Annotated in this window: 20 protein-coding genes; 6 read left to right on the forward strand and 14 right to left on the reverse strand. The window is 60.2% G+C overall.

Annotation, left to right across the window (positions count from 1 at the left end):
* Window positions 1-4: 4 nt before the first annotated feature.
* Both moaB and AC13CY_RS11620 read left to right on the forward strand, forming a co-directional pair.
* Complete coding sequence (moaB, locus tag AC13CY_RS11615; protein ID WP_016915144.1) at window positions 5-523, forward strand: molybdenum cofactor biosynthesis protein B; 519 nt, start codon at window positions 5-7, stop codon at window positions 521-523.
* Entirely contained in the window at window positions 516-1,721 is a 1,206-nt protein-coding gene (locus AC13CY_RS11620) for a molybdopterin molybdotransferase MoeA (RefSeq protein WP_457824818.1), read from the forward strand. The genes moaB and AC13CY_RS11620 overlap by 8 nt, the downstream gene beginning before the upstream one ends.
* A gap of 481 nt (window positions 1,722-2,202) precedes the next feature.
* Here the strand turns inward: AC13CY_RS11620 and AC13CY_RS11625 are convergent, their stop codons facing one another.
* Genes AC13CY_RS11625 through AC13CY_RS11635 form a run of 3 tightly spaced genes read right to left on the reverse strand, consistent with a single transcriptional unit; the run spans window position 2,203 to window position 4,433 of the window.
* The gene (locus AC13CY_RS11625) at window positions 2,203-3,369 is read right to left on the reverse strand and encodes a glutathionylspermidine synthase family protein (RefSeq protein ID WP_457824817.1); all 1,167 of its coding nucleotides are present in this window, start codon (window positions 3,367-3,369) and stop codon (window positions 2,203-2,205) included.
* A gap of 35 nt (window positions 3,370-3,404) precedes the next feature.
* The gene (locus AC13CY_RS11630; RefSeq protein WP_457824816.1) at window positions 3,405-4,007 is read right to left on the reverse strand and encodes a DUF1190 domain-containing protein; all 603 of its coding nucleotides are present in this window, start codon (window positions 4,005-4,007) and stop codon (window positions 3,405-3,407) included.
* A 12-nt stretch (window positions 4,008-4,019) separates the two neighbouring features.
* On the reverse strand, window positions 4,020-4,433 hold the full coding sequence (locus tag AC13CY_RS11635) for a DUF350 domain-containing protein (RefSeq protein WP_044630035.1): 414 nt from the start codon (window positions 4,431-4,433) through the stop codon (window positions 4,020-4,022).
* Window positions 4,434-4,736: 303 nt separating this feature from the next.
* Between AC13CY_RS11635 and AC13CY_RS11640 the strand changes: the two genes are divergently transcribed.
* Window positions 4,737-6,335, forward strand: a complete 1,599-nt coding sequence (locus tag AC13CY_RS11640) for a solute:sodium symporter family transporter (protein WP_273424819.1) — start codon at window positions 4,737-4,739, stop codon at window positions 6,333-6,335.
* A 256-nt stretch (window positions 6,336-6,591) separates the two neighbouring features.
* Window positions 6,592-7,854: an S-methyl-5-thioribose kinase gene (mtnK, locus tag AC13CY_RS11645; protein WP_483052540.1), complete on the forward strand. Its 1,263-nt coding sequence runs from the start codon at window positions 6,592-6,594 to the stop codon at window positions 7,852-7,854.
* Between the two features lie 152 nt (window positions 7,855-8,006).
* On the opposite strand, the gene AC13CY_RS11650 is transcribed toward mtnK, so the two are convergent.
* Genes AC13CY_RS11650 through mtnB form a run of 3 tightly spaced genes read right to left on the reverse strand, consistent with a single transcriptional unit; the run spans window position 8,007 to window position 9,866 of the window.
* Complete coding sequence (locus tag AC13CY_RS11650; protein ID WP_054645121.1) at window positions 8,007-8,555, reverse strand: 1,2-dihydroxy-3-keto-5-methylthiopentene dioxygenase; 549 nt, start codon at window positions 8,553-8,555, stop codon at window positions 8,007-8,009.
* Between the two features lie 37 nt (window positions 8,556-8,592).
* Window positions 8,593-9,279 (reverse strand): acireductone synthase, encoded by a 687-nt coding sequence (gene mtnC / locus AC13CY_RS11655; RefSeq protein WP_483052541.1) that lies wholly within the window; start codon window positions 9,277-9,279, stop codon window positions 8,593-8,595.
* The gene (gene mtnB / locus AC13CY_RS11660; RefSeq protein ID WP_253557607.1) at window positions 9,276-9,866 is read right to left on the reverse strand and encodes a methylthioribulose 1-phosphate dehydratase; all 591 of its coding nucleotides are present in this window, start codon (window positions 9,864-9,866) and stop codon (window positions 9,276-9,278) included. Before mtnB ends, mtnC begins: the two co-directional genes overlap by 4 nt.
* A 105-nt stretch (window positions 9,867-9,971) precedes the next feature.
* Here mtnB and mtnA point away from each other — a divergent pair, with 105 nt between their 5' ends.
* Entirely contained in the window at window positions 9,972-10,991 is a 1,020-nt protein-coding gene (gene mtnA / locus AC13CY_RS11665; protein ID WP_483052542.1) for an S-methyl-5-thioribose-1-phosphate isomerase, read from the forward strand.
* A gap of 13 nt (window positions 10,992-11,004) precedes the next feature.
* Here mtnA and AC13CY_RS11670 read toward each other — a convergent pair whose 3' ends face one another.
* The 8 genes from AC13CY_RS11670 to AC13CY_RS11705 form a co-directional block, all read right to left on the reverse strand.
* Window positions 11,005-11,685 carry an RES family NAD+ phosphorylase gene (locus AC13CY_RS11670; RefSeq protein ID WP_058578166.1) on the reverse strand — a complete coding sequence of 227 codons (681 nt, stop codon included), beginning with the start codon at window positions 11,683-11,685 and terminating at the stop codon, window positions 11,005-11,007.
* Entirely contained in the window at window positions 11,682-12,083 is a 402-nt protein-coding gene (locus tag AC13CY_RS11675) for an MbcA/ParS/Xre antitoxin family protein (protein ID WP_054641243.1), read from the reverse strand. Before AC13CY_RS11675 ends, AC13CY_RS11670 begins: the two co-directional genes overlap by 4 nt.
* Before the next feature lie 74 nt (window positions 12,084-12,157).
* Complete coding sequence (gene recQ, locus AC13CY_RS11680; protein ID WP_483052543.1) at window positions 12,158-14,278, reverse strand: DNA helicase RecQ; 2,121 nt, start codon at window positions 14,276-14,278, stop codon at window positions 12,158-12,160.
* 62 nt (window positions 14,279-14,340) lie between these two features.
* The gene (locus tag AC13CY_RS11685) at window positions 14,341-15,186 is read right to left on the reverse strand and encodes a carbohydrate ABC transporter permease (RefSeq protein ID WP_483052544.1); all 846 of its coding nucleotides are present in this window, start codon (window positions 15,184-15,186) and stop codon (window positions 14,341-14,343) included.
* Window positions 15,183-16,067, reverse strand: a complete 885-nt coding sequence (locus AC13CY_RS11690) for a carbohydrate ABC transporter permease (protein WP_058578169.1) — start codon at window positions 16,065-16,067, stop codon at window positions 15,183-15,185. The genes AC13CY_RS11685 and AC13CY_RS11690 overlap by 4 nt, the downstream gene beginning before the upstream one ends.
* Window positions 16,068-16,135: 68 nt before the next feature.
* A complete protein-coding gene (locus AC13CY_RS11695; protein ID WP_058578170.1) occupies window positions 16,136-17,416 on the reverse strand; it encodes an ABC transporter substrate-binding protein in 1,281 nt (426 codons plus the stop codon).
* A gap of 44 nt (window positions 17,417-17,460) precedes the next feature.
* Window positions 17,461-18,588 (reverse strand): ABC transporter ATP-binding protein, encoded by a 1,128-nt coding sequence (locus tag AC13CY_RS11700; protein ID WP_483052545.1) that lies wholly within the window; start codon window positions 18,586-18,588, stop codon window positions 17,461-17,463.
* A 94-nt stretch (window positions 18,589-18,682) separates the two neighbouring features.
* Complete coding sequence (locus AC13CY_RS11705) at window positions 18,683-20,101, reverse strand: sigma-54 interaction domain-containing protein (protein WP_228168755.1); 1,419 nt, start codon at window positions 20,099-20,101, stop codon at window positions 18,683-18,685.
* Window positions 20,102-20,388: 287 nt separating this feature from the next.
* On the opposite strand from AC13CY_RS11705, the gene speB reads away from it, so the two are divergent.
* Complete coding sequence (gene speB, locus AC13CY_RS11710) at window positions 20,389-21,339, forward strand: agmatinase (RefSeq protein WP_253028033.1); 951 nt, start codon at window positions 20,389-20,391, stop codon at window positions 21,337-21,339.
* Window positions 21,340-21,341: the final 2 nt, after the last annotated feature.

A 21,341-nucleotide genomic window follows, 5' to 3' on the forward strand; every position in this document is an offset into this window, starting at 1 on the left:
CGCCATGGATGCCATGGAAGCGCTGAACATTGCGGTGCTCACCGTCTCCGATACGCGGACGGAAGAGACCGACCGCTCGGGGCAGTCGCTGGTGCAGCGGCTAACTGAGGCGGGGCACCGTTTGGCGGATAAGCGGATCGTACCGGATGACGTTTACCAGATCCGTGCGGTGGTAGCGCAGTGGATTGCCGACCCCGGCGTGCAGGTGGTGCTAACCACGGGCGGCACAGGGTTTACCGGGCGCGACTCCACCCCCGAAGCGGTCTCGGTGCTGCTGGATAAACGTATCGAAGGTTTTGGTGAGCGTTTTCGCCAGCTCAGCGGCGATGAGATCGGCAGCTCCACGATCCAGAGTCGCGCATTGGGTGGCTTCGCTAACGCCACGGTGGTGTTCTGTTTGCCGGGCTCTACCGGTGCGTGCCGTACCGGCTGGGATGGCATTCTGGCCGAACAGCTCGATAGCCGCCATAAGCCCTGCAACTTTGCCAACCTGGTGATTCCCGGTCGGGGGCAGCATGGCTGATCTGCAGCCGATTGAAGCGGCGCTGGAAGCGCTGCTGGCCGACGTGACGCCGCTCGATGCCGAACGGGTCGCGTTGAGCGACGCCGCTGGCCGCGTGCTGGCCGAACCGGTCACGGCCACGCTGGACGTGCCGCCGTTCGATAACAGTGCGATGGATGGCTATGCGCTGTGCGCGTTAGACGCGGGTAAGCGGCTGCCGGTGAGCCAGCGGATTGCCGCGGGCAGTACGGCACGGCCATTGGCGGCGGGCACCTGCGCACGAATCTTTACCGGCGGGCAGATTCCGCCAGGTGCCGACTGCGTGGTGATGCAGGAGCGGGTGGCTGAGGAGAACGGCGAGGCGCTCATCCCCGTGGACGTGCCTGAAGGAGACAACGTTCGCCTGCAGGGCCGCGACGTGCGCCAAGGCGATGTGCTGCTCAATGCTGGCGAACGCTTGGAAGCCGCCGCGTTAGGGCATTTGGCGGGGCAGGGCATCACCGAGGTTCGCGTACGACGCCGCCCACGGGTGGCGCTGCTTTCCACGGGTGATGAGATCGTCGACCCCGGCACGCCGTTAAAACCAGGTCAGCTGTATAACTCCAACCGCCCCATGCTCAAGCGGCTGCTGGAGACGTTCGGGGCTGAGGTGGTTCAGCTGGTGAGCGTGCCCGATGACTACGCCCAAACCGTGGCGCTCTTGAACCACGCCGCTGCCGAGGCCGATGTGGTGGTGAGCACCGGTGGTGTCAGCGTCGGGGAGGAGGATCACGTCAAAGCGGCGCTGGAGTCGCTTGGGCAGCTCGATATGTGGAAGCTGGCGATTCGTCCTGGCAAGCCGCTAGCGCTGGGTCGCTTGCCCCGCGACGATGGCAGTCATGCTCGGTTTGTGGGGCTGCCGGGTAACCCGGTGTCGGGGTTTGTGGGCGCGTGGCTATTTCTACGCCCACTGATGGGGGCACTACTGGGCTGCCCTGCGCTAGCGGAGCTTCCGTGCTTAACGGCGACGGCTACCTTTGCCACCGAGACCGGCCCGCGCCAGCACTACATGCGGGTAGCGCTGCGCTTTACGCCTAGCGGTATCGAGGCCGATGCCTTTGATGACCAAAACTCAGCGGTGCTTTCATCCTGTATAGCCGCCGATGCCCTGGCGGTGATTGACCCGCATACCCGGGTAGAGAAGGGTAGCCCAATGCGCTGCTTATGGCTGGTGGGTTGAAGCAGTGGCGGAAGGTGGGCTTAGCCGAGCTCCGTTTAGGAGCAGAGTGAGCTGCTCCCCTTCCAGGGCGATGCCGCACAGCGCCGGATGGTGAGAGCGGGCGGCCAGCGTGTTGGGTGGCTAGGCTGATTAAGCAGTAGCGCATCGGCAGCGATGTGTCGATGATGAGTGGGCGTACTATCGATGCGTTGAATATAGCGCGCTTCTAAGGCCACACGGTGGCCGCTAGCTTGAAAGCATACGCAGGCGACATAGCTCACGGCCTAACCAAGCCCCTTTTGATAGGCGTGAAACAGGGCATCAGGGTCCAAGAGGGCCGTGGCACGCTGCTCGTCACTAGGTTGCCACAAAGCGCTGACGTAGGGGCGTAACGTGCTCTATGTGAAGAGGTACACCGCTTACTCGGTGGTTACGAACTAATCACGCGATTAATTTTGAATAGGCACTTAATCGGTTGCTAGAAAAAAGAATGATCGAGCAACTAAATAATGGCATGGGGAATAAAACACGACGTATCCTTGGTAATACGTCCCACGTCTTCGCGAATGCCTATGCCACACGCGCGGTCGCCCACTACCCAACTGCCAATCAGCGCGTGCATGTCGCCAAAGCGCGGCAGTGGGTGGTACGCCTGGCGTATCCACGGGTTATCAGTGTAAGGCCCGCCCACGCTCTCTTGCTGGCCGCTGGGCGTTATCAAACTGATATTGCTCCCTTCCCGTGAGAAAAACGGCTTGCGCACCCAGCCTGCTTCCAGCGGCGAGTGACTATCGTTTTCAAAATACGCTGGTAGCAGATTCGGGTGCCCTTCAAACTCTTCCCACAGCAGCGGCAGAATCCCTTTATTGGAGAGCACGGCTTTCCAGGGCGGCTCGAACCAGTGGGTGTTGAGCTGCGTGACCGCCTCGCCAAACGCTTCTACCGCCATCTCTTCCCACGGATAGAGCTTGAACAGGGCGGTAATCGGCTGCTCGTCCAAATCGACAAAGTGCTCGACTCCTGGGGCCACGCCAATGTCTTCGATGTAGATAAACGGTGCCTGTAAGCCTGCTTGTAGAGCGATATCCTGCAAGTAGCTGACGGTGGCGCGCTCCTCGTCGCTGCCTTTCACACAGGAGAAGTAGAGGGTGCGGTTTTCCAAGCGGTCGCCCAGATGCGCCATGGCATTGAGCAGGCGTTCTTGAATCGAGTTGTACTGGTCGGCGTGGCGGGGCAGGATGCCTTGCTCAATCGCCTGCTCCAGCCATACCCACTGGAAAAAGCCCGCCTCATAGAGCGAGGTGGGCGTATCGTAATTCAGCTCTAACAGCTTGGCGGGGCCGTTGCCTGAGTAGGCAAAGTCCATTCGCCCATAGAGGGGCGGTTGCCCGCTGCGCCAGGAGTGGTGGATGAGGTCCCACATATGCTCGGGGATTGCGAGGCGCTGCATTAAGGCATTGGAGTGACAGACCTTATCCACCAGCTCCATACACATCTCGTGCAGGGCTTCGGTGGGTGCTTCGATCTCTTGCTCCACCTGCTCCAGGGTGAACTGGTAGTAGGCGTCCTCTTTCCAGTAGGGTTCGCCATCAATGGTATGGAAATGAAACCCCAGCTCTTTGGCCAGGGTTTTCCATTGCGGGCGTTCAGAGACGTTGATGCGCAGCATGGTAGCTCCCAAACGGTGGTCAATACCCCAAAACGCTAGGAACCCCAAGAGGCCGATCGTGTGCCCAAACCGCGACGTGTCGTGGCTTGGCGGTTTTGCACCACCGAGCTGCGCAGGGCCTCGTTACGCTGATTGACCCGTTGCGTCGCCTGGCTGGCCGCAGCATTCCAGTTGCCCTGGTTTTGGCGGTTGCGGTAGACCGGCTCTTGATACACGCGCTCAAACGAGCGCCCTCGGCTGGTATTCGCCAGCATGTTACCGACCATATAGCCCATCATGGCAGGCATGAACCAACTGCCGCCGCCTGTGGCCTGGGCCTGCTCGTCGGTGGGGGCTGCGCAGGCGCCTTCGCCGTGTTCGGCTTCGCAGGCTTCTAGGGTGTCGAAGCGTGGCACGGACTCTAGAGAGGCCTCGTAAGCGTCTTCGCAGGCGCTGCGGGTGTACACGTTGGCGGCTACGCACTCTTCGACGCCTTGATAGCTTTTGGGCTCGTCGAAGCGAACATCGGTGAGGTGCTCGTCCTCTGCGGGCTGAGTGCAGGCGGTCAAACCGAAGGCACTCGCTCCCATCATCGCCAAAGAGAGACGTGCGCTGCGTTTACGGCGGGGCAGGTGAGTGGGATGGGTCTGCTTTTCCATGAGTGCGCTCCGTTACCAGGTCATTGAGGCTGCGTTGATCAAGCCCACGGCAATCGAGATGCTGCCCACCAGCGTGCCGTAAGCTTGATGACCTTCGGTGATGTGCTGAGACAAGCTCTCGCCCTGGCGGCGTAGAAATAGTTTTAGGCCAAAGAACGTGGCGATCTGCACGCCGAAGGCCACCACGCCCCACAGAATGAAGTCGATATAGCTAATGGAGTGGGCCATGGCGCTGTAGAGCGGGAGGGTGAAACCCAGGATAGAGCCGCCATAAGCGGTGGCGGCCGCCGCATTGCCCGCTCGAATCAGCGCCCACTCGTGGTGCGGGGTTAGGCGGCTATAGCAGTACATGAAGGCCACCAGCAGCGCGAGCGCGCCAAGCAGGTAGGCGAAGAAAGACGGTAATCCCTGTAGGTAGTGCAACATGGCGGTGTGCATCCTTGTGGTTAATGACGTGTGGTCAGTCAACAGTCAGCATTGTGACATAGCTTAGCTGGAGAGCGGCAATCATCCATCGCCTTTCGTCGCGCCGCTTGGTAAGTAGTAAAAAAACCTATTTTTTGACTTTTGTTGCGACTAAAGGCTAATAGATGAAACGTGTCACCTGCTTAGAATCCCGCGATGGTTGGTATTTTTACCTAAACTCACCGTGTCGTATCGCTTGATACCGCTCTTCGTGCCCGTGTTGGGCACCGCTTTAGACGCGACCGCTTCGAAGGACTTCCCCTCATGCATGCCCTAACCCTGGCATCGTTTCTGTTTTTTACGGGCCTGGTGGCCTTTGTCACATGGCGCATCACGCGGCGTGATGACCACCGCAGCACCAGCGGCTATTTCCTGGCAGGCCGCACGCTGACCTTTCCGCTGATCGCAGCGTCCATGCTGATGACCAACCTCTCCACCGAGCAGATGGTGGGGCTGAACGGGTCCGCGTTTACCGATGGTTTGAGCGTCATGGCGTGGGAAGTGATCGCCGTGATTGCCCTGGTGGCGCTGGCGCTGTTCTTCCTGCCGCGCTTTTTGAAAAGCGGCATTGCTACGCTGCCGCAGCTGCTTGCGATCCGTTTTGATACAGGCACGCAGCTGATTGCCAACGTTATCTTCCTGATTGCCTACGCGGTGGTGCTGCTGCCGATCATCCTCTACTCCGGGGCCATCGGCCTTCAGGGCATGCTGGACTTACAGGGCCTGACCGGCATTGGCTCCAGCACGGTGCTGCTCTGGGCGACGGTATGGGCGGTGGGTCTGATTGGCGCGGTCTACGCGCTGTTTGGCGGCCTGCGTACCGTTGCCGTTTCTGACACTTTAAACGGGGTTGGTCTGCTGATTGGCGGCTTCGTGATCGTTTACTTTGGCCTACAGGCGGTGAGCGGCGGCAGCGGCGTGATGGAAGGCTGGAGCATCTTGAAAGAGAGCGACCCCAGCAAGTTCAACTCCATGGGCGGGCCAGATCAGCAGGTACCGTTCTCGACTATCTTTACCGGCGTGCTGCTGCTTCACCTCTTCTACTGGACCACCAACCAGCAAATTATCCAGCGCACCTTTGCCGCCAAGAACCTGGCCGAAGGCCAGAAAGGCGTGCTGCTCACCGGCTTCTTCAAGCTTTTGGGGCCGCTGTACCTAGTACTGCCCGGCATCATTGCCTACCACCTGTATGCCGACCAGGGCATTCGCGCCGATGAAGCGTATGGCCACCTAGTGTTCAACGTACTGCCGCCCTACCTGACCGGCTTCTTTGCCGCCGTCATGGTCGGGGCCATTCTCTCCTCGTTTAACTCTGCGCTGAACAGCACCACGACGATCTTCAGCCTGGGCATCTACAAAGGCGTGCTGAAAAAAGATGCGACGGAAGAGCAGGTGGTGAAGTCTGGCAAGGTGTTTGGCTGGACCATGGCGATTACCACCATGATTATTGCGCCGCTGCTGGCGGGCCAGGACAGCCTGTTCGGCTACCTGCAGAAGATGAACGCGATCTACTTCATCCCGATTCTCGCCGTAGTGCTGGTCGGTCTGCTAACCAAACGCGTACCGCCCATGGCCGCGAAAGTAGCGCTGGTCGGCGGCTGTTTGCTGATTGCGGCGGGCTACTTCGTGCCGCCGTTCAACAAGCTGCCCATAGTGATGCACGAGTTCCACTTCGTCGCTGCGGTGTTCGTGCTGCTAGTGGCGGTCATGCTGGTGATCGGTAAGCTGCGCCCCCGCGCTACGGACTGGGTGCAGGAAGACTCCGGCGATGTCGATCTCACCCCGTGGAAAGGCGCGGTGCCTACCGGTATCGTGCTGGTGGTGTTGGTGGTGATCATGTACGCCTCCTTTGCGGGTGGCTGATCACGCCAGTGTTGTAAATGGAATAGCCCCAACGCCCCGCATTGCGGGCGTTGGCGTTGTTGGCGATAGGCTTGGCGGCATGACAGGTGGCGTCGAAGCGTTGAAGCGTTAGAGGAGGTGTGTAGAAGCGTACTGAGCGAAATGCATTTTAAAAAGTGATGCAGCCAGTGGTGTAGCGCCCCCATCATGCTGCACTGAATTGACAACGTTGCCGGGGTATGACAAACACACATCCATTTTGTGCGAGGAATCATCGGTGGCAAACGAGCAGACTTATCAAGCGTTGGGAGTGGATACCCTTGGCCAACGGCTAGGCGGTGTGGAGGCCGTCGCCAGCCGAGTGGGTGGCAACCCCGCCGAGTGGCACATCCGTGAAGTAGGCGACGGCAACCTCAATCTGGTGTTTATCGTGACAGGCAGCACCGGCAGCGTGGTGGTCAAGCAGGCACTGCCCTATGTGCGCATGGTGGGCGAGAGCTGGCCGCTGCCGCTCTATCGCGCCCATTTCGAATATTACGCCTTAGTGCGTCAAGCCAAGCGCGCGCCCGGCGTGGCCCCCGAGGTGTACTACTTCGATAAGCCCCAGGCATTGATCGTGATGGAGTATCTTCACCCCCATGTGATTCTGCGGCGCAAGCTGATCAGCGGCGAACGGGTGGCGGAGCTGGGCGCTACGTTGGGTGAGTTTTGTGCGCGCACGGCGTTTCGCGGCTCTGAACTCTCCATGGCAAGCCCGGATAAGAAAGCCGATGTCGGGTTGTTCTCTGGCAACGTGGCGATTCCGGCGATCACCGAATCGCTGGTGTTTACCGACCCCTACTACGGCGCGGAGATGAACCGCCACACGCCCGAGCTATCGCCCGTGGTGGACGAGCTGCGCCGCAACGCCCGCCTGAAAGCCAAGGTGCAGCGGCTGCTGATGAAGTTCACCGCCAACACCGAGACCATGCTGCACGGCGACCTGCACTCCGGCTCCATCATGGCCACCGACACCAGCGTGCGCGTCATCGACCCTGAATTTTCTCAATACGGCCCGATGGCGTTCGACTTGGGCATGGCGGTAGCCAACTTCTTCATGGCCTACTTTAGCCAGCCCGCCCACCGCCAAGAAGGTGACCTGGAGGAGTATCAAGCGTGGATTTTAGAAGTGATCACCGATTGCTTTACCCGCTTCGATGAGGAGTTTCGCCACCTCTGGCAAACCGAGCGCACCGGTATTCTGTTCCCCAGAGCGCTGTTTGAAGAGCAGGGCAACAGCGCCGACGACGCCTGCGACGCGCTGCTGGAAGAGATCCGTGAAGATGCGCTGGCCTACTGCGGCATCGAAATGCACCGCCGCGTGCTCTCGCTGGCCCACAATGCCGACTTCGAAGAGATCGAAGACACTGCCCTGCGCGCCAAGCTGGAAGCACGCAACGTGCTGATGGGCCAAGCGCTAATCATGGAGCCGCAAGCTTACTGTGATCTCAATGCGCTGGCAGAGCTGGCCAAAACGTTTAACCAGAAAGCGGTGTTGTAGGAAGAGGTTATTAAAGACAGAACGGCGATGTGGGAAGGCCGGTACAGACCGTAGCGGGGGTCTTTCGCCATGGATGGCGAAAGTAGCGCCCATGGATGGGTTCACAGCGCCCCCGCATAGGTGTGTACCGGCCTGGGATCAGTCTTGTCTATTCAAAGCTGATCCAAACGATCAAACTTCCCAGCGATGTCGCTTTCGGTCCAGTGGGGCACCCAGCCTTCTACGTTGTCGAAGAAGCGCAGCGCGGTGAATTCCGGCTCAGGGCCCATGTCGAACCAGTGCGGGGTATTGGCGGGCACGCTGATCAGGTCGTTGCGGGTGCACAGCACCTGATACACCTTGTCGTCGATGTGCAGGCAGAACAGCCCCTGGCCCTTCACGAAAAAGCGCACTTCGTCTTCATGGTGGCGGTGCTCGTTTAAGAACTTCTGACGCATCGCTTCTTTGTCCGGGTGGGTGGGCACCATGTGCAGCACATCGACGGTTTGGTAGCCGCCTTTGGCTTTGACCCGGTCGATGTCCTCCTGATAAAGCGCCAGAATCTCCTCCTGAGTGGCATCGTCGGCAATCTCGCCCGGCGCTGCCCAGCGCTCAAATAGCACGCCTACCCGGTTCAGCTCAGCGGCAATTTGTTCGCCGTCCGTGGTGTCCAGCAGCGCATCATTAGGATGTTGATCGGCAAAGACTTTCAGTTGGGACATAAAGACGCTCCTAAGAGATAAGGGGTGAACGTAGCCGTTAAAGGGCAATGTCAGCAAAGCTTTCGACACAGGCGTGTGCAGTGCCTGCCTGAGTACCTTCGCGCACGAGCTGTAAGGTTTGCATACCCGCCTGCTTGGCCGCATCCAGCTCTTCGACCACATCCGACAGGAACAGTATCGACTCTGCAGGTAGATCGAGCGCCTCGACAATGCGCTGATAGGCCACGGCCTCACGCTTATGGCCAATATGGGTGTCGAAATAGCCGCTGAACAGCGGGGTCAAATCGCCCTCATCGCTATAGCCAAACAGCAATTTCTGCGCCTGCACCGAGCCTGACGAGTACACATACAGCGCCTTGCCTTCCGCCTGCCACTGGCGCAGCGCTGGCGCCACATCCGCGTATAAATGACCGGTGAAGTCGCCGCGCTGGTAGCCGTCGGCCCATACCATGCCCTGCAGGGCTTTCAGCGGCGTCACTTTCTGGTCGGTGTCGATCCAGTGCAGCAGCGTGGCGATTACCGCTTCCAGCGAGGCGTCGGCGTCCTGCATGACATCACGCACGGCTTGGATCTGCTCGGCCACCGCCGGTGCCTCTGCGTTCTCGCGCAGAAAGTCAGGCAGCTTGGCGTGGGCATAGGGGAACAGCACTTTGTGAACGAAGTTGATATCGGTGGTGGTGCCTTCGATATCGGTCACGATAGCGCGAACGGTTGGTTGACTCATTGGGGCCACCGGCTCTCTTCCAGTACACAGGCAAGTAAAAATTCAATCGCTTCCAGATGGCGGCGGCAGCTGGCAATGCTGTCGCCCACGGCGTAAATGCCGTGTCCTGCCACTAAAAAGCCCCAGGGCATCGGCCAGCCCTGGCGAACGTGCTCGGCTAACTCCTCCATATCCTGGGAGTTGGGCACCACCGGCAGGTGAATCGTCGCGTCATGCGTCACGTTACCCGCCAACGCCTTTTGCATCTCGAAACCGCTCAGTTCGATGCCGTCGGGAAAGCGTCGCGACAGCACGGTGCTGGCCACGGTGTGGGTGTGCAGCACGCAGTGAATGGTCGGGTCTAGCCGGTACAGCGCGGCGTGCAGGTCGCTTTCGGCGCTGGGTTTGCCGTTGCCTTCCAGCACACGGCCTTCCAGGTCACACAGCAGCAGGTCATCCGCCTGGATGCGGGTTTTATCCCGCCCGGACGCCGTGACCCAGTAACCAGCCTCGGTACGCGCGGAAAAATTGCCGCCGGTGGCGGGGGTCCAACCTTGCTGCGCTGCCCAGGAGATGGCGTCCAGCAGTTCGGTGTGTAAGGTAGTCATAAGGCCTGCATCGTCTCATCCAATGGGCATCATTCTATATGATAAGCTTCGCGCCTGATAAGCCGCGCGCCGAGTTCACCGGTTCAAGACCTCAAGGAGCCCTTCATGGTTACGTTACAGTCACGCAGTTTACGAGTGCATGCCGACGCCCTCGAATACCTGGACCAGACCCGGCTCCCCCAGGCCGAAGAGTGGGTGCGCTGTGACTCTCCCGAGGCGTGGCAGCACGCCGTCAAGCATCTTGCCATCCGCGGGGCGCCATTGATTGGTTTGAGCGCTGCTTTCGTGCTGGCCCAGTACGCCGCTCGCCATCCCGAACCCGAGTGGCAAGCCGTCAGCGACCGTTTACGGGCAACGCGACCCACGGCGGTGAACCTGATGTACTGCCTGGACGCCATGGAAGCCTGCTTTGCCCAGGGCGCGGACGCTCTGGCCGAGCGTGCCCAAGCGCTGTTCGAAGAGGACCGCGCGCTGTGCCAACGCATGGCCGAGCGGGGCGCCGACCTGTTGGCCTCCGGCGACCGCGTGCTGACCCACTGCAACACCGGCGCGCTGGCCACTGCCGGAGTGGGCACCGCGATTGGGGCGTTGGCCATCGCCAAACAACGCGGCATAGATCTGCATGTCTACGTAGATGAGACCCGCCCGCTGCTCCAGGGCGGGCGTTTAACCGCGTGGGAAATGGCCGATTTAGGCATTCCCTACCAGCTAATCACCGACAGCATGGCGGCCAGCTTAATGGCGGCGGGCAAGGTGGATAAAGTGATGGTCGGGGCGGATCGCATCTGCGCCAACGGCGACTTTGCCAACAAAGTGGGCACTTACATGCTGGCGGTGGCGGCGCATTACCATCAGGTACCGTTCTACGTGGTGGCCCCTTACACCACGGTCGACCCCGCCTGCGCCACCGGCGCGGCTATTCCCATCGAGCAGCGCGATGGCGCGGAGGTGCGCGGAGCCGCAGGCGCGTTTGGCGAGGTGGTGTGGGCACCGAGCGATGCCCCGGTGTGGAACCCAGCCTTCGACGTGACGCCCGCCAAGCTAGTCACCGCCTGGATTTTGGATACTGGCGTGTTTGACTCAGCGGCGATTGCACGGGGCGAGCATCTGCAGGGCTGGCGCTAGCGGTCAGGCAGGCTCAGTTTAGAAGCGTTAGCTCATAAACGTGCCGAATGCGCTGACCGTCCCAATCATAACCGAGATGACGGCCTTGCCGCGTGGCGGAGAGTACCGGGGGTCTTAGCACTGCGGCGCACTCGCCATCGGGGTCGCGAACGCTGGGGTAAACGATGCCATCTGCCTGCTGCTCCCAAGCGTTTCTGCCCAGGGCTTGCCCGGCAGACCAGCTGTCTGGGGTGAGTAGGGGCTCTGCGTCGCGGTGGCCCCGCAAGTCAATCAGTTGCCCCATCAAATCGGAGAGATAGACGCGCTGCTGCAGCATCATGGGCGGCTCGTTGGACTCCCCCATGAAGCGCTCTGCGTGGTACAGGGTTTCTGCAATGGCGGTGGCTTCGGTGAGTGCGCAGTAGTAGGCACCAAAGGTGCCATCGCTAAACCGCGAACCGGAGGCAGGGAAATGACAAAACGCCGCCATGACGGGTGTCCATCCAGGCCCATACCGGCGGTCGCCGTCGCGCACCAGATGGATCGCGCCCATTTCTTCACGAAGCCTAGCAGAGGTCTCGCCTTCCAGTTCGTTAAGCAGGTCCCAGTCGTCAGTGTGGCTATTGACGCCTTCGAACAGATCAATCGGAGGGAAGCGCGAAGGGATAACGCGGTAGCTTGGCCGCCATGTGACGTTGCTGAGCGGGAAGTTCATACATGGCCCCCTCCACGTGCGGCATCCAAGTGCTGCCGAACGACATAGAGGTCGGAAACGTGACCACTTAACAGGCGTTCCATGGGCGTGTGACCGGCAAACAGTGGGTTGCTGTTGGCTCGTTTTAGCCAGCTATCGGCGGCCTCCTGATTGGGGAGCAGGATATGCAGCGCCTTGTAGATGCCCAGAATCAACGACATGCGCTCAAGATGGTTGGCATCCAGGCGGGCTTGCTCGGGAGTTTGCTTCCAACGCCGGTAAGTGGAGTCGGGCACGCCGAGTAATAAGGCGGCTTCGCTCTCTTTCAGCCCCCAGCGGCGGGATATGTTGGGATACGTGCGCATGGCAGCGGCTCCCATGTCACGGCGCTTGGTAGCGGTGTTGTGCTGAATGGCCATATCGCTTTCTCCTCTCTTGAATAGAGAATACACCAAATGAGCGATTTTTAAAAAATACGATTATTTGGTGGGCGTTAACGCTTGGCAGCCATGGATGCCCGCACGCAGTGCAGAACCGGGTAATCAATACGGCCCTCCAGCGCTTCGAACACCACTTTCAGCCCTTGGTCTGGAAACTGCTCAAACGCTGCGTGAATCTGTGCCAGGGTTGCTTGGTCCAGGTTGACCACCTCTTCCAGGCTCAGTTCGCCGCCTTGAATGGCATCGCTCAAATGGCGGTAGACCGTGTTGGCGGCCAGCCCGCGCTGCTCGGCGACTTGTTCGGGGGTTAGCCCCTGGCGCAGCAGCGTGGCGGATTCCATGGCGCTATTGCCGATGTCGGTGGGCGTTTCGGGCTCATTGGGGTGCGCCAGTACCACCGCCAGAAATCCTTCGCCGTAATCGGCCAGTTTGCGCGCGCCGATGCCCGAGATGGTGCCCAGCGCCTGCAGCGTTTGCGGTTTTTGCGCTACCAGCTCGGCCAGGGTAGCGTCGTTGAAGATCACGTAGGCGGGTACGCCCTGGGCATCGGCCAGCGCTTTGCGATGCTGGCGCAGCGCTTCCCACAGTACGCCGTGGCCCTTGGCGGCAGATGCCCCTTTGGCTCCGCGTCGCGCGGGCTTGCTGGGTTTGCGCAGGGTGAGACGTTGCTCGCCGCGCAGTAGGGGCCTGGCGTTGGCGGTGAGCTTGATCGCGCCATGGCCCTCCATATCCACGCTCAAATAGCCGCTGGCGATCAGCTGCCGAAAGAGTGCTTTCCACTCGCTGGCGGTGAGCTCTTTGCCAATGCCGAACGTACTCAAACCGTCGTGACCAAAGCGGCTGATACGCTCGTTGCGCTTGCCGAGCAGCACATCCACCAGATAAGTGACGCCAAAGCGCTGCTCGGTGCGGTAGACACACGACAGCGCCTTCTGCGCAGCCACGGTGGCCTCCCAGGTGTCAGGCGGGGTGAGGCAGTTATCGCAGTTTCCGCAGGGTTCGTCTAATGAATCGCCAAAGTAGTGGAGCAGCGCCTGACGGCGACAGCTAATGATCTCGCAGAGCCCTAGCATGGCGTCGAGCTTCTGCTGTTCGATGCGCTTTTGCTGGTCGGCGGCACCGGAATCCTGCTGCATCTGGCGCAGAGTGATCACGTCCTGAAGCCCGTAGGCCATCCATGCATCGGCGGGCAGCCCGTCGCGTCCGGCGCGGCCGGTTTCCTGATAGTAGGCTTCGATGCTTTTGGGCAGGTTGAGGTGTGCCACGAAACGCACGTCGGGTTTGTCGATGCCCATGCCGAAGGCAATGGTGGCGACGATCACCACGCCGTCTTCGCGCAGAAAACGGGTTTGATGCTGCTGGCGCTGCTCGGCGGGCAGCCCGGCGTGGTAGGGCAGCGCGGTCAACCCCTGGCGTGCCAGCCAAGCGGCGGTCTCCTCCACCTTGCGCCGAGAGAGGCAGTAGACGATGCCCGCTTCGCCGTCGTGGTGTTCGCGGATGAAACTCAGCAGCTGCTCTTTGGCATTGCCCTGATTTTCCGCGATATGGTAGCGAATATTGGGGCGGTCGAAACCGTTGTTGTAGAGCGCGGCTTCCTGAAGCTGCAGGTGCTCCATGATGTCGTGCCGGGTAGGCACGTCGGCGGTGGCGGTGAGCGCGATGCGCGGCACGTCGGGAAAACGCTGGTGCAGGTGGGAGAGCTGGCGATACTCGGGGCGGAAATCGTGCCCCCACTGGGAAACGCAGTGAGCTTCATCAATGGCGAACAGCGCAATGTGGGTCTGCTCCAGCAGCATCTGCATGCGCGCCGTGGCTAGCCGTTCGGGCGCGACGTAGAGAAGATCCAGCTCGCCCGCCCGCAGGCGGTTCTCCACCTCCATCGCCTCATGCATCTCAAGGCTGGAGTTCAGGTAGGCGGCGCGCACCCCGTTCTGGATCAGCGCGGCCACCTGGTCCTGCATCAGCGCGATCAGCGGCGAGACCACAATCGCGGTGCCTTCACGTAGCAGCGCAGGGATCTGATAGCACAGCGATTTACCGCCGCCGGTGGGCATCAGCACCAGCGCATCGCCTCCGGCCATCACATGCTCAATGATGGCCTGCTGCGGGCCACGAAAGCGCTCAAAGCCAAAGACTTCCCGCAGTACTTTGAGGGCTGCCGAGTCGTCGTGCATCGCTGCTCTCCTTGTCGTGTGCGTGAAGGAGAATTGTCGCACGAAAACCCGAGTGAGTTGGGTTAGCGAATCCCCGCCCGTAAAAACGACTGCACGAACTGGCGCTGGAACAGCAGAAAAGCCACCAGCAGCGGCGCAATACTCAGCAGCGTGGCAGCGCTGACGGTGGCCCAATTGACGCCGGTTTCTGGCGCGGAGAACACGCCCAATCCTACCGTCAGCGGGCGGCTTTCCACGGAGTTGGTCACCACTAGCGGCCACAGGAAGTTGTTCCAGTGGTGGCTGATCGACACCAGCCCGTAGGCCAGATAGGTGGGCTTGGCCAGCGGCACGTAGACCTTCCACAAAATTTCCAGCCAGCCACAGCCCTCGATACGGGCGGCGTCCTCCAGCTCTCGGGGGATGGTCTTGAAGGTCTGACGCAGCAGGAAAATGCCGAAGGCGCTGGCCACGTAGGGCAGGCCAATGCCGGTGATGGTATTGATCAGCCCCAGCTCGCTGGCGATACGGTAGTTTTCGACGATCAGCACTTCGGGAAACACGAACAGCTGAATCAGTACCAGCATGAACAGCAGGTTCTTACCGGGAATGGGAAAGCGGGCAAAGGCAAACGCCGCCAGCGTACACACCACGAACTGGGCCAGTACCACGCCGGTCACTAGCGCGAAGGTGTTCAGGTAGTAACGCGCAAAGGGGGCCTGGGCCCAGGCGTTCGTGAAGTTATCCAGCGTGAGCGGGGCGAACAGATCGAAAGTCACCATGAATTCGCTGGGATGGAAGGCGGCCCAAAAGGCGTACAGCAGTGGGAAAATCCAAATAACTGCGAGCATCCATGCCGCTACTGTTTCCAGCGCTGGAAGTGAGTAGTAGAAACGTGAGCGGGGCGCGTAGGTAGCGGGCGTATTCATTGGTAGTGCGTCCTGCGATCTAGAATCGTGAACTTCAGCGTGGCCACCACGGCCAACACCAGCAGAATCACCACGGTGATGGTGGCCGCCATGGTGCGGTCAAAGAACGAAAAGGCATTCTCATAGACGTAGTACAGCAGCAGGTTGGTGGCGTTATTGGGCCCGCCCTTGGTGAGAATGAACAGGTGGTCGACCACCCGCACTGCATTGATCAGCGCATTGATCAGCACGAACAGCGTGGTGGGCATCAGCAGGGGAAAGGTCACTCGCCAAAAGAAGCTCCAACGGCTCGTGCCCTCCAGGTCAGCGGCTTCCTTAAGCTCCGGGGGGATGGCCTGTAGCGCGGCAAGGTAGAAGATCATGAAAAACCCCGCCTCTTTCCACACCGACATCACGATGACCGACCCAAGCGCTACGCTGGGGTCGCCCAGCCAGTTCACGCCAGAAAAACCTAACGCGCCAAGCAGCTTGTTAAATAGCCCTATCTGCGGGGCATAGAAAAACATCCAGATATTGGCGGCGGCGATCATGGGCAAAATGGTGGGTGTGAAGTAAGCCATGCGTACCAGCCCACGCCCTGGCAGCTTGCCGTTCACAAATAGCGCCATGCCGAGGGCCAGCGCAATGGATGTGGGAATCGTACCCAGGGCGTAAAGCAGGTTGTTGCGGGCTACCTTCCAGAACGTGGGGTCGTCCAGCAGCACGCGATAATTGTCGAGCCCGACAAAGGCGGTGGGTTCGCCGCGAAAGCCGGGCAAAAAAAGACTGTTGATCACGGTGGTGATCGTGGGCAGGTAGGCAAAGGTACTGAGCAGCAGCGCCGCTGGAAGGAGCAGTAGGGCACCGTAAAGCTGCATCGTTCGATGGGCGTTCAGGTTCATAAGGCAGCCGTGATGAGAAAAAGCCGGGGCGAACCCCGGCGAGCATGGAAACGTAACCCTAGTGACACTTACTGTGCATAGCGGCGTAGCGCGGCATCGGCCTCACGCTGGGCCTGGCTCAGCGCTTCGGCAGGGCTCATTTGGCCCGTCAGCGCGGCCTGCACGGCGTTATCTAAGGCACGGCGCACGCGGCCACCCTGGTAGGTAGAGAGCTCAGCAGTGCCATGTTCGAGCTGGTCCCGGGCCACGGCGGCGGGAGCAAACTCTGCCACGTAGCGCTGCAATGCATCGGTGTCATAAGCGGCGGGGCTAACGCCCATATAGCCGGTTTCAATCGACCACGCGGCGGCACGCTCGGGGGCGGTCATCCAGCGGATGAAGGTCATCGCCGCGCGCTGCTCTTCTTCACTGGCATCTTCAAAGATATAAAAATTGCCGCCACCGGTGGGGCTGCCGCGCTGGGTCTTCATGGGCAGCATGGCGACGCCAAAATCAAAATTGGCCTCGTTGCGCACGGCGGTCAGGTTGCCCGTGGTGTGCCACATCATCGCGGTGGACTGCTCGATAAAGTTTTGGCGCAGCGTACCCCACTCGATGGTGCCATCGGGCATGGCATTGTGCTCGGTGGCCAGCGACACCCAGTACTCCAACGCTTCAACAGCGGCCGGGTCGTCAAAATAAACTTCCGTACCATCGTCGCTCATCAAGCGATGGCCGTTCTGAAAAGCGAAGGCCTGAAACATCCAGTAAGGGTAGCCGGTGGAAGGCACCATCACGCCCCACTGTTCACCGTTGGAGGCTTCCCGCACGGTGGCGGCCATTTCAGCCATCTCTTCCCAGTTCTCAGGGGGCGTTTCGGGGTCTAGGCCAGCGGCTTCAAAGGCGTCTTTGTTCCAGAACAGCACGATAGTGGAGCGCTGGAAGGGGATGCCGTAGGTTTTGCCATCCAGCTGACCGTTCTCCATCAGACCGGGGTAGAAGCTCTCCAGCCACGCTTGCTCTTCCTCGGTTTCGATGAGGTCGTCAAAGGCCACAATGGCGTTCTGCTCAATCAGTTCGTACAGGTCGATGGAGAACAGCACCGATAGCTGAGGCGTATCACCCGCTTCCATGGCGGACATGGCGCGTACTCGGGTGTCGTCGTAGTTGCCCGCGTAGATGGCTTCTACGTTGATGTCCGGGTGTTCGCTTTCAAACTCTTCCACCAAGTTGTCAACGACCTCGGTCAGTGCGCCACCTACTGAAACAGGGTAGTACATCGTCAAGTCGACACTGTTAGCGCTGGCGTGGCCGGCACCTAACAGTGCTGCGGCGATGGCTGTCATTGCAAAAGAGAACTGAGAACTCATGAGAGACTCCACAAGTGTTTGTGATGTTGTCAGGATGAGAGCGGTCAGTGTTGGAAAGAGCCCACTGCGGGCGGGCGCGGTACGCTTCGATGCGAAGCGGGTAAGGCAGGAGGCGCTAACGCTTGCTGACGCAGACCCTGTTGATCAAACAAATGGGCGCTATCTGGCGTCCAGTAGAGTTTGCAGGGCTTACCAGAGAGCGCTTGCTTACCGCTTAGACGAACGCGCACGGTGTGATTGCCAACGGCGACATGGGCAATAGTGTCGGCACCTAAGTACTCATCGCTGAGTACCTGGGCCGGAATGCCTGCCTCGGATGCTGGGCGCAGTTCGATATCTTCAGGGCGCACGCCCAACTGACCCCCGGCGGCCTCCATGGGGGCCACTGGAGTCGTGGGTTCGCCCTCAATAACGGCCCCCTGTTCACCTAGCACAAGAGGCAAAAGGTTCATGGCTGGGCTGCCAATAAAGCTGGCGGCAAAAGCGCTGGCGGGCTGGTTATAAAGCTCGTCGGGTGTGCCGTCCTGCACGATATGTCCCTGTTGCATCAAGATCACACGGTCTCCCATGCTCATGGCCTCTACTTGGTCGTGAGTGACGTAAACCACCGTCATGTTGAGTCGTGATTGCAGGGCTTTAATTTCCCTGCGCATATCGCTGCGAAGCCGCGCATCCAGATTGGACAGCGGTTCATCCATCAAACAGATGGGATGCTCGGAGATAATCGCTCGCGCCAGCGCGACCCGCTGGCGCTGGCCACCGGAAAGTTGGGCCGGTTTGCGGTTCAGGTAATCGGTGAGATCGACCAGTTCGGCGACCTTGGCGAGCCGTTCACGTTGTTCTGCCTTGGCTACCTTGCGGCTGCGCAGACCAAACACGATATTGTCGGCCACGCTTAAATGTGGAAACAGCGCATAGGACTGAAACACCATGCTCAGTCCTCGGTCGCCGGGTGGCAGGTGGGTCACGTCCCGTTCGCCGATATGGATGCGGCCACTGCTGGCGTCATCCAGCCCCGCCAGCATGCGCAGGGTGGTGGATTTTCCACAGCCTGACGGCCCCAGCAGAATGACGAACTGCCCGGGCTGAATATCGAAGGAAATGTCGTTGACTGCCGTGGTCGCGCCCCAGTGCTTGGAGACGCCTGCCAGGCGAATGCGCGATTGGTTCATGGCTCTCATCCGTCATGCGTGGCGACGATCTATAGTGAGAGCAAGGTGTTGCGTTTGTATGACGCCTGGATGTCAGGTTGATGTCGTGAGGCGATCACGGGGTGATCTTGATGCCGTAATGCTGCAGGCGGCGCACGACGCTGGATTGGCTGATGCCCAAACGTTTGGCGATGGCATACGTGCTGGGCAGAGTGCCGCACAGTTGGCTCAAGGTCTCGCGCTCGATGCGCGCCAGGTACTCCTTCAGGCTTTCGTCCTGTTGCAGAGACGCCGCTGGGGACGTCAGCCACGCAGTGGGCAGCGGTGTGTCGGGTGGCTCAGAGGCCGAAGGTGCCGCGGGCGCTTCGATCTGGTCGCCGGGGCTTGAGAGCCAGGCTCTTTCCAGCCAGTTTTCCAGCTCCCGCACGTTGCCGGGCCAGTCGCTGCCCATCAGCGTCGACCAGGCCGGGTTACTGATGATTTTTTGGCGGCCATAGCGGTGGTTCAGCCGGGTCAGGCAGGCTTCCACCAGCACGGGAATGTCTTCGCGGCGCTCGCGTAGCGGGGGCAGCGTGATGGGGATGACGTTCAGACGATAGTAGAGGTCGAGCCTGAACAGGCCGGTTTCGACCCGTTTGGCCAAGTCCTGATTGGTCGCCACGACCAGCCGGAAATTGACGCGACGAGCCCGCGTGTCGCCCAACCGGGTCAAGCTGCCATCTTGAATCACTTTCAGCAGTTTGGTCTGCATCAGCAGTGGCAGCTCGCCAATTTCATCCAGAAAGAGCGTGCCCCCTTCGGCCTGCTCCAGCAGTCCGGCCTTGCCTTGCCGCGCGGCACCGCTGAAGGCGCCGGGCTGGTAGCCGAACATCTCCGACTCGAACAGGTTTTCCGGGATCGCTGCGCAGTTGACCTCGATGAACGGGCCATGATGGCGCTCGCTCCAGCGGTGGAGCTGCTTGGCAAAGGCTGTCTTGCCCACGCCAGACTCCCCCAGCATCAGCACGTTGGCATCCGATGATGCCACGCGCTTGAGCAACAGGGCGATTTCCCGCATCACATGGCTTCTGACCTGAAGGTGGTCCAGCGCAGCATCCAGCGCTTGCTCTTCGGCATCGGGGGCGGCCTGGCTGCGTTTCAAGTGTTCACTAAAACGTTTTTGCAGCAGAGCGTATTCGTCCTGCAGCAGCTGAAGGTCGGTCAAATCCCGTGAGCGGCTGACAATGCGCTCCAGCTTGCCGTTGGCGAACACGGGGTAGGCTTCGGCAATGACGCGGCGGCCCGTGCCGGTGATTTGCATTAGCTGAGCGGGCTGTCGAGTGCGGATGACTTCCATGGTGATGGACGGTTTCAGAACACCGGCGGCCTGGAGCTGTTGAACGCTGCTGGAAAGCAGCTCCTCCCGTGATACGCCGTATACCGCCTCGGCACCGGGGCTGATATCCATAATCTGACCGTCGCCGCTGACGATAAAGAAGTGGTCATTGGCGGTTTCCACGATGGTTTGCAGTACGCGCCTGTCGATTTCACTCATGCGTCTTCCTTATCTACCGCACCGGCTTTTGTATCGTTAGATGAACAGGATAATGCAAATATGACTCATTGATTCATTTTTGCATCATTTCATTGGCGTTGCGATTCATTTTTGCATCGATGGGGCGGTAAACCTCCCTATTTATCAGCGCAGGTGACTTGGCATGGTCTGTGCAGTGGTCTGTGTATTGAACTGTGCATCAACGATACATGAGCGGTATGAGCTGGATAAATCGCTGAAGCGCCAGCCCGTCAGGCTGGCCACAATAAATCCAAGGAGAGAGAACGATGTCGGAATTCAATCAGCCGCTGGGCGGCAACACCATGCCACGCTTTGCAGGCCCCGCCACCATGATGCGCCTGCCCACGCAACAGAGCGCAGAAGGGTTGGACGCGGCATTTATCGGCATTCCCATGGATATCGGCACCTCCAATCGCCCGGGTACCCGACTGGGGCCACGCCAGATTCGCGATGAATCGCGCATGTTGCGCCCCTACAACATGGCCACGGGGGCGGCTCCCTTCGAGCGGCTTCAGGTCGCCGATATCGGTGACGTACCCATCAACACCTTTCACCTGCCGAAAAGCGTCGACATCATCACCGCCTTCTACGACGACGTGCTGAAGCATGACTGCATTCCTCTGACGCTGGGGGGCGAGCACACGCTGACGCTGCCGATTCTACGCGCCATGGCCAAAAAGCACGGCCCGGTGGGCTTGATCCATATCGATGCCCACGCGGATGTGAACGAGCACATGTTCGGTGAGCCCATTGCCCATGGCACGCCGTTCCGCCGCGCCCAGGAGGAAGGGCTGCTGGCTCATAACAAGGTCGTGCAAATCGGCCTGCGTGGAACCGGCTATGCCCCGGAGGATTTCGACTGGTGCCGCAAGCAGGGTTTCCGCGTAGTGCCCGCCGAGGAGTGCTGGTACCGCTCGCTGGCCCCACTGATGGCTGAAGTGCGTGAGCAAATGGGCGATACCCCCGTGTACATCAGTTTCGACATCGATGGTCTGGACCCTTCGGTCGCCCCCGGTACCGGCACGGTGGAAATGGGCGGGCTGACCTCTGCTCAAGGGCTGGAAATCGTGCGTGGTGCCGCTGGCTTGAACATCGTGGGCGGGGACCTGGTCGAGGTGTCGCCGCCGTACGACCCCAGCGGCAACACGGCGCTGATGGGCGCCACGCTGCTGTATGAAATGCTCTGCGTACTGCCCGCAGCGCAACGCCGCCCGTAAGC

The sequence above is a fragment of the Vreelandella sp. L-15 genome (assembly GCF_056857635.1).

Excerpts from the sequence above, each read along its gene's own strand:
- moaB (WP_016915144.1), top strand. The coding sequence starts at position 5 with ATGGATGCCATGGAAGCGCTGAACATTGCGGTGCTCACCGTCTCCGAT.
- AC13CY_RS11620 (WP_457824818.1), top strand. The coding sequence starts at position 516 with ATGGCTGATCTGCAGCCGATTGAAGCGGCGCTGGAAGCGCTGCTGGCC.
- AC13CY_RS11625 (WP_457824817.1), bottom strand. The coding sequence starts at position 3,369 with ATGCTGCGCATCAACGTCTCTGAACGCCCGCAATGGAAAACCCTGGCC.
- AC13CY_RS11630 (WP_457824816.1), bottom strand. The coding sequence starts at position 4,007 with ATGGAAAAGCAGACCCATCCCACTCACCTGCCCCGCCGTAAACGCAGC.
- AC13CY_RS11635 (WP_044630035.1), bottom strand. The coding sequence starts at position 4,433 with ATGTTGCACTACCTACAGGGATTACCGTCTTTCTTCGCCTACCTGCTT.
- AC13CY_RS11640 (WP_273424819.1), top strand. The coding sequence starts at position 4,737 with ATGCATGCCCTAACCCTGGCATCGTTTCTGTTTTTTACGGGCCTGGTG.
- AC13CY_RS11650 (WP_054645121.1), bottom strand. The coding sequence starts at position 8,555 with ATGTCCCAACTGAAAGTCTTTGCCGATCAACATCCTAATGATGCGCTG.
- mtnC (WP_483052541.1), bottom strand. The coding sequence starts at position 9,279 with ATGAGTCAACCAACCGTTCGCGCTATCGTGACCGATATCGAAGGCACC.
- mtnB (WP_253557607.1), bottom strand. The coding sequence starts at position 9,866 with ATGACTACCTTACACACCGAACTGCTGGACGCCATCTCCTGGGCAGCG.
- mtnA (WP_483052542.1), top strand. The coding sequence starts at position 9,972 with ATGGTTACGTTACAGTCACGCAGTTTACGAGTGCATGCCGACGCCCTC.
- AC13CY_RS11670 (WP_058578166.1), bottom strand. The coding sequence starts at position 11,685 with ATGAACTTCCCGCTCAGCAACGTCACATGGCGGCCAAGCTACCGCGTT.
- AC13CY_RS11675 (WP_054641243.1), bottom strand. The coding sequence starts at position 12,083 with ATGGCCATTCAGCACAACACCGCTACCAAGCGCCGTGACATGGGAGCC.
- recQ (WP_483052543.1), bottom strand. The coding sequence starts at position 14,278 with ATGCACGACGACTCGGCAGCCCTCAAAGTACTGCGGGAAGTCTTTGGC.
- AC13CY_RS11685 (WP_483052544.1), bottom strand. The coding sequence starts at position 15,186 with ATGAATACGCCCGCTACCTACGCGCCCCGCTCACGTTTCTACTACTCA.
- AC13CY_RS11690 (WP_058578169.1), bottom strand. The coding sequence starts at position 16,067 with ATGAACCTGAACGCCCATCGAACGATGCAGCTTTACGGTGCCCTACTG.
- AC13CY_RS11695 (WP_058578170.1), bottom strand. The coding sequence starts at position 17,416 with ATGAGTTCTCAGTTCTCTTTTGCAATGACAGCCATCGCCGCAGCACTG.
- AC13CY_RS11700 (WP_483052545.1), bottom strand. The coding sequence starts at position 18,588 with ATGAACCAATCGCGCATTCGCCTGGCAGGCGTCTCCAAGCACTGGGGC.
- AC13CY_RS11705 (WP_228168755.1), bottom strand. The coding sequence starts at position 20,101 with ATGAGTGAAATCGACAGGCGCGTACTGCAAACCATCGTGGAAACCGCC.
- speB (WP_253028033.1), top strand. The coding sequence starts at position 20,389 with ATGTCGGAATTCAATCAGCCGCTGGGCGGCAACACCATGCCACGCTTT.